We start from the raw sequence: 12,029 nt of genomic DNA, 5'->3' as shown, positions 1-12,029 counted from the left end.
GTGTGTTTATCTGTGCATCGCATCTTGCTTAATATACAAGATGAAGGTATTAACCTTTCACTGATTGTGCAAGTGCTTTTGAGAACTGTTCAGCTACTTTTGCTCTAGCTTCACTTGGTACTTTACGTGCTAAAAGGTCAGTTACGCAGTTTCCTAGAACCATTAATCTAAGATCAGTAGGTGCTTGATGTTTGTCAAGTACAGCGCTGAGTTCAGCGATAATTGACTCAACTTGTATATTCGAATACTTGGATTGGATAGCCATAATTAAAAAATATTTCACGTTAAACTTGATTAATTGCATATGATAACCGAAATTTTCAGAGAGCACGATATCCTTACTGAGTTTAAATGCGCTGTTTTGAGTGTTTAATCATTAAGTCGCAGGCTTCAGTTTTCGTTTTAAAGCATAGAGTGCTTTCAATCGTGAGGTCTTTTTTATGAAATGGTGAACAAATCTCTTTTCTAACAGGGGAGGACGTGTCAGATAGAGTAATGAGCACCGAGATATAATGCTTGCTGCTTGGACATTAACATCGTATTTTTATGCTGAATATAAATGAGCCAGTTAACACCTAAGAGCCGTCTTTCCCGCTTGCTGCAATAGCTCAATTGGGGCAATATAACCGCTATCGTTTAGTCTACCCTATAACTTCCCTTATTATCGACAACGAACCCATCGTTGTTCTTTACTTTACTTCCAATATCGAGGCCTATGAGTATTAACGTTGAGCAAGCAATCATCCACTCCATTTCTCAGAATAGTGAAGGACAGCTTAGCTGTCGGTTGCGTCCACAACCCTTGTTAAATAGCGAAGCTGTTGAAACCATGCTTGAAGAGCTACATCAAACGTATACCACTAAAGCTGGTAAAGGTTTTGGCCACTTTGGCACCCATGGTGAAGATGGTGAGACGAACCCTAAGTTTGAGCAGGCATTAACGGCATATCGTAATGGTGAACTTGGATTCGTTGAGTTTTCTGGCTTAGCAGGCAAGTTGTTACAAGAGGAGTTGTCTAAATACGATTTTAGCCAAGGCGGCTTCCTGTTACTTTCGTGTTATACCCATATGACGAGCGATTACCTTTACGTTTCTTTATTGAATGCAAAATCATCTATGACGGTATTGGATGATATGGAACTGTTACAAAATACTCATCTGGATCTTAAAGATGTGCAACTTGCAGCTCGCATCGATCTTACAGAGTGGCAAACTGATAGTGATTCTCGCAAATATATCTCATTTATTCGTGGCCGCGCTGGACGCAAAGTTGCTGATTTCTTTCTCGACTTTATGGGATGTGTTGAGGGTGTGAATACTAAAGCTCAAAATAAAGAGTTAATGAATGCGGTTGAGGATTTTGTCTCCAGCAGTGAATTGACTAAAGATGAGCGTCAGCAGTGTCGTGAAAAAGTGTTTGATTACTGTACTGAACGCTGTGATGTTGGTGCCGACATAGAGATCAAAGATCTTGCTGATGAACTTGCAGATTCTGGAATGGAGTCTTTTTATAACTTTGCTCGCGGTGGGGATTATGAACTTGAAGATGAATTTCCTGGTGATAAACCGACGTTAAGGCAGTTGAAAAAGTTTTCTGGCACTGGCGGTGGTGTAACCTTGAGTTTTGATGGTGCACATCTCGGTGAGCGAGTGATGTATGATCCTATTTCTGACACGATCATGATCAAAGGTGTCCCAGCTAATCTTAAAGACCAACTCGATCGACGTCTGAAAGGCGGTCAGTAGTTTCAAGCTAAATCAATCATTTTTATATGAGAAGGCGCTAGAGGCGCCTTTTTTATTGGTTGAAAAAGCTAACTCGGTAAACGTTAATTTAACCACCTAAATGAGCGAGTAAGAAACGCTGAGGCATCATGCCAAATACACTCGCCATGGGTAATAATGATCCGACTTGGTTGCCAAGACAGTATTTTTTTAAAGCAACCCCTTGCCTTGTCTTTGCCAAATATAAAACTAATCCGCCAGTCAGCGGGAGTTTGACCATTAGGAGCTAAAATGCCCACTAGCTTTGCAATGTGATTTTGCCAAGGCTTAAAGTGAGTATCTGGAAAGTTCTCGATTAGATCCGTTAAGATCAATGTGCTGTTTGTTTGATGAAAGAAGACCGCTTCTTCCATGAGCGGACTTCCAGTAAAAATAAGCTGTTTTATCTGGTCACTCCATGCATCAACAGGCTTATCGGTTAACTCTTCATCAAATGCAATATCGGGGCATTTATCTATCAAGCCTGGTGCGGTAAAATGTCTGGCATTACCGTACTGAGATATCCATTGTTGTATAAACAAATAGTGGATTTTATTTGGTGCGATAAGAAAAGCGACCTCGCCTAGAGAATCAACCTCTTTTTGTAATTCATCAGATAATTGACAAGGAGAATGTATCCATAACTTATTATCTTTGAGGCGAATAACAGTCATTCTGGTCGTATAGGGCATGCCATAGAATGAAACTGCAGGGCCATCATAGTACCAGATATCTGACTCAACTAAATGTAGGAGGTCTAGATCAGTGTGGTTTGTGTTGCTACCTGACATAACCTCTCCCGTCATTGCTGTTTGAAAATAATATGGGCTGTACAAGTTGATTATCGGACTAATGTTGATGACAAATCAATCATACTTTTCAACTTTACAATTACAGGCAATAAACGTGTCGAAAAAAACAGTATTCAGATGTAAACTTGCCATAACTGAAGAGATGATGTGAAATCATTTTCGAACTATTTTGTCTTTTGGCTCCTGCCGAGTGGACGTAAAAAGGTAGACTGTTTTTCTACCTAGGAGATTAAATGCAACTTTTTGTTAGAGATTTAACCGTGATTGATTTTTCTTATCTGTGTCCTATTCGTGGCATGGTCGGAGAAAGTTGGATTGTTGATGTGCTACTCGATGGAGGATTAGATGATCAAAATATGGTGCTCGACTTTTCCAAAGTGAAGCGCACCATTAAAGACACGATAGATAATATCGCCGATCATCGATTACTGATCCCTACTGCGTGCAGTGAAGTTCGTTGGCAACAACAAGGTGACACTGTTTGGATGGACTTTAATAGCCTCAAAGGTGACATACATCTGGCATGTCCAGCTCAAGCGTTTGCACTTATTCCCAGTGAACTTATCGACTTTGAGAGTGTGAACACCTTTTTGCAGAAAGCGTTAAAAGCAGTGTTGCCAGATAATGTCGATGCGATAGCTTTAACACTTAGAAATGAGCTGCATGAAGCACCTTATTATCACTATACTCACGGGTTAAAGAAACACGACGGTAACTGTCAACGTATTGCACATGGTCACCGTAGTCCTATCAATGTTTTTGAAAACGGCATAGCAGCTCCTAAATGGGATGAGTACTGGGCTAAACGTTGGAAAGACATTTACTTAGGCACTCAAGAAGATGTCGTTAAGGTCGGTGAACTCAGATTATCGCCACAGGCAAAAGTGAATGATGAAACCCATTTTGGATTTCATTATCAGGCGCCTCAAGGTGATTTTCAGTTGGCGATGCCAAAGTCATCTTGTGAAATTATCCCACATGATACTACTGTCGAATTATTAGCGGAGTTTGTGGTTAACGCTTTAGTTGAAATGTCACCGGGGAATCAGTTTAAGGTGATCGCCTATGAAGGTGTGGGTAAAGGTGCAATATCAGTTAAAGGTCATCAAGTTTAATCTTTGGTGAGAAAATGAATTTTTGTTGGAGATGAATTTGAACATACCTGTATCCCTCTTTTTAGTGTGGTGTTGCTTAGCAACAACCAGTCTACTTGTATCCCAGGATGCATTGGCACAAATTGAACTCATCGGTAAGATGGAGCAGGGGGCGTTAATTCGTGCTCAGGTTGAACCTGGAACCGAAGCTTTTCTTAATGGAGATGCACTTAAGGTATCGTCTCAAGGGAAATTCGCTTTTGGTTTTGCTCGAGAGGCGGAATTAACCCAAGAGCTTAAGTTGGTTTATTCTGATGGTTTGACTCAACTCATGCCGTTAAAGATTAATGTAAAAGAGTATAAAATTGACCGAGTGAACGGGATCAGTAAAAAGATCATGAAGCCGGATCCAAAAGCGATTGAGCGTTCAAGAGAAGACAGTAAACAGGTTAGAGCTGCCAGATCTCAATTTTCTGAGCAAACAGCCTTCAGTCAAAATTTTATCTGGCCATTAACTGGTAGAATCTCCGGAGTTTACGGCAGCCAGCGCGTTTATAATGGTAAACCGGGAAATCCTCATTATGGTGTGGATGTGGCGGCTAAAACTGGCACTGTAGTGGTGGCACCTGCAGACGGTATTATCAGTTTGTCGGTATCTGATATGTTCTATTCCGGTGGTACGATTATTTTGGACCATGGTTTTGGTGTCAGTTCCAGCTTTCTTCATTTGAGTAAACTCTATGTCAAAGAAGGCGAAAGTATTAAACAAGGCCAGCCTATTGCCGAAGTGGGTGCCACTGGGCGTGTCACTGGTCCACATCTTGACTGGCGGGTTAATTGGTATCAGATGCGATTAGATCCAGTCACAATAGTACCATCAATGTCGAGTGTACTTAGCCAGAGTAAATAATGCTTAAATAAATGTTAAAGCCGCTTTCATTAATTGGAAGCGGCTTTTTTTGTTGGCTTAAGCAAAGACCGAGTCATCGATTATCCGAGGCGTTTTCTATTTTCCTTAATAAATCACAGTTAGTTTTCTCGCCGTTATGTTTTCAGGTTAGTGATACTAGAGTTAATCCGAAAGTTACCGAATTAAGCAAATACTCTAACTTTGTTTTGCTGGTGTATAGCTCTGAATTAAGATGCAGCTTTGTCTATAGTGTTGATAGCGTTGGGCTGTCCATACTTGGTTTGTTCTGATGCACTTCAGCCTGCTTTCAAACTAGGTGTAAACTTTAATGCCGTTTTGACCGTTTTGAGCTTCACAGGGGGACGAATTCAAACGGTAAAGCTGGATTCAAACGACAACAGACAACCAAGGAGAATCCTTATAATTTACAAATGAGTGCAACTAAAAATACCTTGTGGCAGTTTTCATCGGTTATACGTAATAACCATATTCAAAGCGATCACATTAAAGATACTCTCCACATTTAGACCTTATATACGCTGGCGAAAATTGTGCTGCGTGGGCTAGAAACGACGAGTGGTATATTGATTGACAATCCTCTTTGAGTATGTTTTTTTAATAGGGTTTTTTAATAGCGAGTGTATTTTCTAGAGCCTAGCTTTTATGCAAAAGTAGGGCATAAAAAGGGAATAAGGAGAAGATATGAGTAGAACTACAAGTATCGTTCGACGTTTGGAAAACATGATAGATACCAAAATGGAGTATCAATTAGAGCTTGAAAAATGTATTAAAAAGGCACAATGGATCCCACCCTATAGTGACACCGCAATCTCTAATATAGATGGTTTTTATGAATATTTAGACACTTTGTTGGTTACCACACCTGCTGATGCAACCTTCAGCGACTTGTTCCATGGACTCTATTTTATTATCAGCCAACTCGGTAATAAATTTCAGAAAGATCCCACTTTTGCTGAGTTTAAAAACTGGATGGTAGTGTTCACTCAGCAGTTTGGTGCTTTCTTAAATAGCCCTCAGTCAGCCAACGACTTACAATCTTTTATTGATGATAAGGGATTTGTCATTGAAAACTTCGTGGTTCCGCCAGGTGGTTTTAACACGTTTAATATGTTTTTCTGCAGACATATTAAACCCGGTAAACGTCCCATCGGTGCTAAGACATTACCCTATGAGAATGCTGCCACAGGACTTGCTCCTAACCCGAAGGAAGATCCGGACGAAATTCACAAGAACATGGCCGATGATAATGTGATCACTGTGCCAGCGGACAGCGTATACAAGGGCACTTGGAAAATAAGTGAAATTAACACCATTACCGTATCCAAAGGTAATACTTACAGTATTGATGAATTGTTAAAGCATACTAAATATGCAGACAGATTCAAAAACGGAATCTTTACTCATAGCTACCTGACCGTGTTGACTTATCATCGATATCATACACCGGTACGAGGCACTATCTTAGAGAGAAAGCTGATTTCCGGAGATGTATTTGCCAATGTAACTAGAGATGAACAGGGACATTTGGGAGCCACTGACGGTACCGATTATCAGTTCTCACAGGAGCGCGGTCTATTGGTACTCGACTCTCCAATAGGGCTAGTTGCTTGTTTGCCTATCGGCATGGATGTTATTTCATCTTGTAATTTCAGCGTAGATGAAGGCGATTATCTGAATAAAGGTGATGAATTCGGTAATTTCCTGTTTGGCGGTTCCGATATGATAATGTTATTTGAACGGAACGACATCGATATTTTTGTAACGGAAGAGGATAAATTGTACAAACTAGGGCAGGTGTTTGGTAAAGCTAAATAAAGTCTTGTCGTTTAATGCAGTGAGATAGCCTTTACGAGTATCTGTTACTGTTCAAAATCGTGTAATAATTTAAGCAAGATCAATAAAGCTTCTTGGTAACCGCTCCATGAGCGACTCAAGCTCCTGAATCCATTTAGTCTTTCGCTTCGAGCGAAAGACTAAATGCAATGATCAAGATGCTAATGCTACAGAGCAGTATTGTTACATTCTGATTCAATCACTTCTTTAATCCCGTGTGGATGAATCTTAATGCAGAGATTGCCCTTTTTGAAGGCTATGGTAGGGTTTGCAAGACGCTCATGTTCACCTGATGGTGAGCTTAATTTAACCTTTATTGCTGTTTTATTTTCAATAACACCCGCTAAATGTGGCACTTTCTTAATGAGCGCTTTAGTTAGCTCGTCACAGCTGGTGGCCGGACAGGGGAGTACCAATTCGATGTGTTCCCAACCTTCGACTGGATAGTGTTTACAGCCTGGATAAGGAAGTTCGATACAATCGATTTTGAAGTCAGCTAACTGTAAAGGTGTGTTGAGTTCGATGATTAAGATAGGACGGCCATTAATAATATTATTTGAGATAATAGTACCATCAGAGCAAAACGCTTCAGTAAGCGTCTCTGCCACAAAAAAGCTGTTTACTCTCAGCGCACAATGATCGCACTCAAGTCCTAAATAATCTAAGCCAAGTTCCTCTAAAAAATGGTGAATATCACGAGAAAAGTCAGGCCAGGTTTTTTGTAAGCTTGCTAGGGTGAGCGTATTGGTCATTTTTTAAGTTCTTTATTACAAGTGAGTTAACATCGCTATATCAGCAAAAATAGTCGATAGAATCAAGAGACTAATGGTTTAGTTTTGGGTATTTAAGGCCAGATCTCAATCGGGGTTCCAGGTTCAATTGAGGCCCAAAGTTCATCCATCTGTTTGTTAGTGATAGCGATACAACCGTTAGTCCAATTAAACTTTTGTGCTTCTTGTGGTGTTAGCGATGAGTTGGGGTTTTGTCCGTGGATCATGATTTGCCCGCCTGGGCTAATGCCTAATGCGCTGGCTCTTAACTTATCTTCATCGTTAGGGTATGAGATATGGATCGCACGGTAATAGGCACTGTTAGACTTCTTATAATCTAAAATATACCGTCCCTCTGGGGTTCTTTGATCGCCCTCTTTAAGTTTATGCCCCTCTGGCCGGTCGCCTAAAGCGATACGGTATTGGCGCATGATTTTACCATTACGCATTAATGCCATTTTTGAAGTAGATTTGGTCACGACCACAAGATCTATTCTCCCTAAGGTAGGTGTACCAGAGCTGCTAGGAGAATTTTGCATCGAACTCGTAGCATTGCAAAGTGGAGGTAAACTCATGCAAACGATAAACGTTAAAAAGGTGACAATTTTATGCATATGGTGATAAGACTCAATAAGCGGGCTTAGGGATATTTATAGTACCTTAAGTATGGCCTCTAAATCGAATTTTAGGTATGACTGAAATACTCACATTGGTATGATAGTGACAAAATGTGCAGTATAAATGTTAGGTAAGTGAGTTCTCATGCAACAAGACAAGCAAGTCAATCTGGATAACACAATAAGACTCAAGCTTAGGAGGATCATATTCGGTACAGATACTCGTCTAGGTCGCTACTTTGATATTGGGTTAATTGTTTGTATTATCCTGAGTGTCACTTTAGTACTTCTTGATACAATCGCGGCTTTACATAACGAGTATGGGGAGTTAATAAGAGTATTAGAGTGGTGTTTTACCATTATATTCACCATTGAGTATCTACTGCGACTCTATTGTTCGGCTCAACCTATTCAGTATGTAAGAAGTTTCTATGGCGTCGTTGATCTGCTGTCTATTCTGCCTAGTTATTTGGCTTTGTTTTTCCCAGGGGCGAATTTTACTTTGGTGATCCGTGTCTTGCGACTATTTAGAATTTTCCGAGTACTTAAATTAATACGCTATCTTAGTGAAGGTAATGTATTGCTTAGGGCTATGTTTCAGTCTAGTCGTAAGGTGTTTATCTTCTTTTTTTCTGTCAGTCTTATTGTTATGGTATTAGGTGCGATAATGTATTCGGTCGAAGGGCCTGCTAATGGCTTCACTTCGATCCCTAAGTCTATTTACTGGACCATAGTGACAATCACAACGGTGGGGTATGGGGATATCACCCCGAAGACCAGCTTAGGTCAAGCGATTGCTGCATTCACTATGTTGATAGGTTATTCGATTATCGCTATACCTACAGGTATCCTAACGGCAGAAATCTCACAAGAGATGGGACGCAGTAAAGACAATCGTCGCTGCAGTAACTGCTTAAAAACAGGCCATGAAAACAATGCAGATTTCTGTGATAGCTGTGGAAGTGAGTTGGAAGTAAAAATATAGTACCTACAAAAACTAATAGATAAGAACAAGGATAGAGATGACCACAGCTAAATTTGTTCAAGGTTCGATAATGCGTCACATCCTAGTGATGAGTTCAACTGCCGCTGTCGGTATTTCGGCATTATTTGTGGTCGATTTGATTGATATTTTCTTCTTGAGCCTGCTTGGTGAGCAGGAGCTTGCTGCTGCCATAGGTTATGCTGGTACTATCTCTTTTTTTACGACTTCAATTGGTATTGGTTTATCGATTGCACTTGGTGCTCTGGTTTCACGGGCTATTGGCGCTAAACAGATGGATGTGGCCAAGCGACTGCTGCTAAACAGTGCAGTAGTGACGCTATTGATATCGATATTGGTGTCAGCCATAGTCACTTTCTTCATTCCTGAGTTGCTTGCTTTAGTGGGGGCTACCGGACACACAGCGGAGCTGGCTTCAGGTTATCTCTATATTTTAGTGCCTTCTTTGCCGCTTATCTGTCTTGCAATGGCACTCGGTGCTGCACTTAGAGCTGTGGGAGATGCCAAGTTATCCATGATGTCAACCTTAGCAGGAGGGGGGATAAATTTAGTGTTCGATCCTATTTTTATTTTTGCATTAGGGATGGGTATAGAGGGAGCTGCAGTGGCTTCTGTATTGGCTCGAGCAGGTGTCTTCATTATTGCGGCGCGAGGGGTGATAGTAAAACATAAACTGTTTGGTCAGTTTGAGTTTCAAAGCTTTAAAACCGATCTTAATACTATTTTTGCTATTGCAGGTCCAGCTATATTAACCAATGTAGCCACGCCTATTGGTAATGCTGTTGTGACTCGTACCATTGCAGATTTTGGGGATGGCTATGTTGCTGGATGGGCAGTATTAGGCCGATTAATCCCGGTCTGCTTTGGGATGATATTTGCATTATCTGGCGCGGTAGGTCCCATTATCGGTCAGAACTATGGAGCCCATGAATTTGGCCGTGTAAAAGAGAGTTTAATGAAGGCGCTGCAGTTTTGTACCCTGTATGTCATTGGTGTTTCTTTGATCTTAATGTTGCTTCAAGATCAGATAATCTCGATATTTGACCTGAAGGGAGATAGCGCGAAGATTATTAGATTCTTCTGTACTTATATCGCCGTGTTCTTTGTTTTCTCTGGTGCACTATTTGTCGCCAATGCTTCATTTAATAACTTAGGTAAGCCCAAGTATTCAACGTTCTTTAATATTGGTAAAGCGACGGTAGGGACGATTCCATTTGTTTACTTTGGTGCACAGTGGGGCGGTGTTTATGGGGTACTGGTGGGACAAGTAATTGGTGCTATCATCTTTGCCATTTTCGGTGTTTATACTGCATTCCGCTTAGTTGAAAGAGTGAAGGTAACAACGTTAGCACCATCGCCTTTAAGTGATAATAATGAGGTGCTTGATACTGAGTTAAGCCCAAATAGTACAAATCCACTTTCATCGTCATGTGCTCAGATGGCACAGTTGACTGAAGAGCAAGACGGTGAAGTAAGTAGAGAAGAGGGACGCTTCACTACGCCATCTAACGATAAAATGAGCTGATTTCTATTTAAAGTTTGTGAATAAAAAAGAGAGCCAAGCTCTCTTTTTTATTCACTTTAGCAAACCAGTGGCTAAGCTTGGGTTGTATCGCTTGACTCAATATTAATATCTTGAGTCTCTTCGGCATCACTTCGCACTTCGTCGTTAGGCTTGTTACTTGATAGTGCGGCTTCTGCTTGCTCTTGAGCTAGTGCTTTAGCACGATCACCCTTAGATACATACTTTTTGATTGTAGGAGCTGTATGTTTGTTCAAGCGAGCCTTGGCACGTTTCGCCGTCATCTTAATCATTTTCTGTTTTCTGTTCATAAACTCTCTACCAAAATGCTGCATAAATCTGCCGCTATTATGCAGCAGATTGTAAACTGGGTGCGGATTTTAACTCAATCTGTTACTGCAAGCCATAAAATATGCATTTTCTTGTGTGTTAACCTGAGTTCTGTTTAGTTGCAGAGAGTTTTTGCTTATCTGCTTCGGTGGCTCCTTCGTTACATTCACCACGGATCTCAGCTCTTCCCACTTCAATAATTCGGCTTAGCTCCATAAAGCCTTCTCGGCAAAAACCTGTCATGTCTAAGGTCTTTGAGAGGCCTAACTCTATTTGTTGGGTCCAGTCATTAAGATCTGGTTGTGTATAACGTTTATCAGAACGTGCTCGTTTAGCTTGATCAACACGTTCTTTGTGGGGCAGTAGAATGTCTGAGTCATCCAAAGTGGCAAGTTGGGCTTTATAGGTGAAAAGCTTAATACCATCACCTTTAATGTTTGTACTGAAGCGGTCTTTCACATCAAGATTGAAATCACTGGGATCGATTTTCTTGCTCGCGCAGGCACTCATGAGTGTGAATGAAAGTAAAATGGCTATTTTATAATTAAGCATATATTTTCTTATTATGTTGGTCGTAATCCTTGTGTGTTAGAGCATTGCTGAAACTAGAACAGCGTATTTAACCACGACATTGCCTATATAGTTACTGCAGCATAACTCACAATTAACTTAGATTCACTGGCCAATTGAACGCTGTATGAGTACGCAGAGAATTAATGATTGGTCTCTTTGCTCTATTTTTATGATTCTTGCGTGTTTAGTTACTGCTATCGACTATTTGAACCGTTCGGGGCTTCAAAAGCGCCAGTGATTGAAAATGGTAAAATACTAGGCTTGGTGAGTTATCAGGATCGGGTGTTCAAAGGTATGATGGCTGAAGATTAGCCAGTGTTTACTTTAAACAAAAAGCGATCGTTAGGTCGCTTTTTGTTTAATTTAAGTGTTTGTTACGCAAATCGTTTATCCAGATAGTTGATAATATCTGAAGATTCGTACATCCAACGGATTTCACCATTTTCTTCGATACGCAAGCATGGCACTTTTGCCTGCCCACCTTGAGCCACTAGCGTGCTTTTATGAGGATCTTGCTTAGCATCTAAGGTTGCGATGTTTAAACCTTGTCTGCGCATTGCACGGCGAACTTTTACGCAAAAGGGACAGGCTTTATATTGATATAGAGCTAACTGCTGAGTCGCTGTATCTATCACTGATTGTTCATCCAAAGGACGTTTATACTTCTTCGGTGTGAAGATAAAGTTGAGCAGTAAGATTATGCGACCTAAAAACCAACGAACAATAAACATGGATTACCTCTGATAGAATCGAAATCGGCCAGAGTGTAACCCATGCAA

At 40.7% G+C, this 12,029-nt stretch carries 13 protein-coding genes; 6 read left to right on the top strand and 7 right to left on the bottom strand.

Annotated elements, in window-relative coordinates:
* Positions 1-49: 49 nt before the first annotated feature.
* Positions 50-265 (bottom strand): YejL family protein, encoded by a 216-nt coding sequence (locus HWQ47_RS15400; RefSeq protein WP_269971760.1) that lies wholly within the window; start codon positions 263-265, stop codon positions 50-52.
* Positions 266-715: 450 nt separating this feature from the next.
* Here HWQ47_RS15400 and yejK point away from each other — a divergent pair, with 450 nt between their 5' ends.
* Positions 716-1,747 carry a nucleoid-associated protein YejK gene (yejK, locus tag HWQ47_RS15395; RefSeq protein ID WP_269966958.1) on the top strand — a complete coding sequence of 344 codons (1,032 nt, stop codon included), beginning with the start codon at positions 716-718 and terminating at the stop codon, positions 1,745-1,747.
* An 83-nt stretch (positions 1,748-1,830) separates the two neighbouring features.
* On the opposite strand, the gene HWQ47_RS15390 is transcribed toward yejK, so the two are convergent.
* Positions 1,831-2,556, bottom strand: a complete 726-nt coding sequence (locus HWQ47_RS15390; RefSeq protein ID WP_269966957.1) for a DUF4336 domain-containing protein — start codon at positions 2,554-2,556, stop codon at positions 1,831-1,833.
* Between the two features lie 254 nt (positions 2,557-2,810).
* Here HWQ47_RS15390 and HWQ47_RS15385 point away from each other — a divergent pair, with 254 nt between their 5' ends.
* The 3 genes from HWQ47_RS15385 (at position 2,811) to HWQ47_RS15375 (ending at position 6,417) form a co-directional block, all read left to right on the top strand.
* Positions 2,811-3,692, top strand: coding sequence for a 6-carboxytetrahydropterin synthase (locus tag HWQ47_RS15385; protein ID WP_269966956.1), 882 nt, complete (start codon positions 2,811-2,813; stop codon positions 3,690-3,692).
* Between the two features lie 139 nt (positions 3,693-3,831).
* Positions 3,832-4,581 carry a M23 family metallopeptidase gene (locus HWQ47_RS15380; protein ID WP_442802099.1) on the top strand — a complete coding sequence of 250 codons (750 nt, stop codon included), beginning with the start codon at positions 3,832-3,834 and terminating at the stop codon, positions 4,579-4,581.
* A gap of 702 nt (positions 4,582-5,283) precedes the next feature.
* The gene (locus HWQ47_RS15375) at positions 5,284-6,417 is read left to right on the top strand and encodes a phosphatidylserine decarboxylase (RefSeq protein WP_269966955.1); all 1,134 of its coding nucleotides are present in this window, start codon (positions 5,284-5,286) and stop codon (positions 6,415-6,417) included.
* Between the two features lie 185 nt (positions 6,418-6,602).
* Here HWQ47_RS15375 and HWQ47_RS15370 read toward each other — a convergent pair whose 3' ends face one another.
* Together HWQ47_RS15370 and HWQ47_RS15365 are read right to left on the bottom strand one after the other, a co-directional pair.
* Entirely contained in the window at positions 6,603-7,187 is a 585-nt protein-coding gene (locus tag HWQ47_RS15370; protein ID WP_269966954.1) for a VOC family protein, read from the bottom strand.
* A 92-nt stretch (positions 7,188-7,279) separates the two neighbouring features.
* A complete protein-coding gene (locus HWQ47_RS15365) occupies positions 7,280-7,744 on the bottom strand; it encodes a L,D-transpeptidase family protein (RefSeq protein ID WP_269966953.1) in 465 nt (154 codons plus the stop codon).
* A 223-nt stretch (positions 7,745-7,967) separates the two neighbouring features.
* On the opposite strand from HWQ47_RS15365, the gene HWQ47_RS15360 reads away from it, so the two are divergent.
* Together HWQ47_RS15360 and HWQ47_RS15355 are read left to right on the top strand one after the other, a co-directional pair.
* The gene (locus HWQ47_RS15360; RefSeq protein ID WP_269966952.1) at positions 7,968-8,807 is read left to right on the top strand and encodes an ion transporter; all 840 of its coding nucleotides are present in this window, start codon (positions 7,968-7,970) and stop codon (positions 8,805-8,807) included.
* Positions 8,808-8,844: 37 nt separating this feature from the next.
* Positions 8,845-10,350 (top strand): MATE family efflux transporter, encoded by a 1,506-nt coding sequence (locus HWQ47_RS15355; RefSeq protein WP_269966951.1) that lies wholly within the window; start codon positions 8,845-8,847, stop codon positions 10,348-10,350.
* A 71-nt stretch (positions 10,351-10,421) separates the two neighbouring features.
* Here HWQ47_RS15355 and HWQ47_RS15350 read toward each other — a convergent pair whose 3' ends face one another.
* The 3 genes from HWQ47_RS15350 to HWQ47_RS15335 form a co-directional block, all read right to left on the bottom strand.
* Positions 10,422-10,658 (bottom strand): DUF2986 domain-containing protein, encoded by a 237-nt coding sequence (locus tag HWQ47_RS15350; RefSeq protein WP_269966950.1) that lies wholly within the window; start codon positions 10,656-10,658, stop codon positions 10,422-10,424.
* A 118-nt stretch (positions 10,659-10,776) separates the two neighbouring features.
* On the bottom strand, positions 10,777-11,229 hold the full coding sequence (locus tag HWQ47_RS15345) for a hypothetical protein (protein WP_269966949.1): 453 nt from the start codon (positions 11,227-11,229) through the stop codon (positions 10,777-10,779).
* A gap of 395 nt (positions 11,230-11,624) precedes the next feature.
* Entirely contained in the window at positions 11,625-11,981 is a 357-nt protein-coding gene (locus HWQ47_RS15335) for a glutathione S-transferase N-terminal domain-containing protein (protein ID WP_269966948.1), read from the bottom strand.
* Between the last annotated feature and the right edge of the window lie 48 nt (positions 11,982-12,029).

This window comes from Shewanella sp. MTB7 (genome assembly GCF_027571385.1).
In the GTDB taxonomy this organism is placed as follows: domain Bacteria; phylum Pseudomonadota; class Gammaproteobacteria; order Enterobacterales; family Shewanellaceae; genus Shewanella.
Note: the sequence above shows the minus strand (reverse complement) of the source record. Positions and strands in the feature narration are given on the sequence as shown.